Raw genomic sequence first — 1,177 nt, forward strand, 5'->3', positions numbered from 1 at the left:
ATTACTCGATGATTTTCGAGACGACGCCGGCGCCGACGGTGCGGCCGCCTTCGCGGATCGCAAAGCGCAGGCCGTCTTCCATCGCGATGGGCGCGATCAGCTCGACGGTGAAGCCGACGTTGTCGCCGGGCATAACCATCTCGGTGCCAGCCGCCAGGGTCACGGTGCCGGTCACGTCAGTTGTACGGAAGTAGAACTGCGGACGGTAGTTCGCAAAGAACGGGGTGTGACGACCGCCTTCTTCCTTGGTCAGGATGTAGGCTTCGGCTTCGAACTTGGTGTGCGGTGTAACCGAACCCGGCTTACACAGAACCTGGCCACGCTCAACACCGTCACGGTCGATACCGCGCAGCAGGGCGCCGATGTTGTCGCCCGCTTCACCGCGATCCAGCAGCTTGCGGAACATTTCAACACCAGTACAGGTGGTTTTCTGAGTGTCACGGATGCCGACGATTTCGATCTCGTCGCCAACATTGATCACGCCACGCTCGACACGGCCGGTCACAACAGTACCACGGCCCGAGATCGAGAACACGTCTTCGACCGGCATCAGGAACGGCTTGTCAACTTCACGCTCAGGGGTGTCGATGTAGTCATCAACAGCCGCCATCAGCTCTTTGATCTTCTCTTCGCCGATTTCCGGGTTGTTGCCTTCCATCGCCGCCAGAGCCGAACCTGCGATGATCGGAATATCGTCGCCGGGGTATTCATAGCTGGACAGCAGTTCGCGAACTTCCATCTCAACCAGTTCCAGCAGCTCTTCGTCGTCAACCTGGTCAACTTTGTTCATGAACACGACCATCTTCGGGATGCCAACCTGGCGGCCCAGCAGGATGTGCTCGCGGGTCTGCGGCATCGGGCCGTCAGCTGCGTTCACAACCAGGATCGCGCCGTCCATCTGAGCGGCACCGGTGATCATGTTCTTGACGTAGTCGGCGTGGCCGGGGCAGTCGACATGCGCGTAGTGGCGGTTGTCGGTCTCGTACTCCACGTGGGCGGTCGAGATGGTGATGCCACGTGCTTTTTCTTCAGGCGCGCCGTCAATCTGGTCATACGCTTTGAAGTCACCGAAATACTTGGTGATTGCTGCGGTCAGCGTGGTCTTGCCGTGGTCAACGTGGCCAATCGTGCCGATGTTGACGTGCGGCTTATTACGCTCAAACTTTTCCTTTGCCAT

At 58.9% G+C, this 1,177-nt stretch carries 1 protein-coding gene; it reads right to left on the reverse strand.

What is annotated here, in order from left to right; all coding sequences use genetic code 11:
• Position 1: 1 nt before the first annotated feature.
• The coding region (tuf, locus tag ACR0KC_RS22225) for an elongation factor Tu (protein WP_010441214.1) at positions 2 to 1,177 on the reverse strand (1,176 nt) is incomplete at its 5' end.

It is taken from the genome of Ruegeria sp. CF3, from assembly GCF_056537365.1.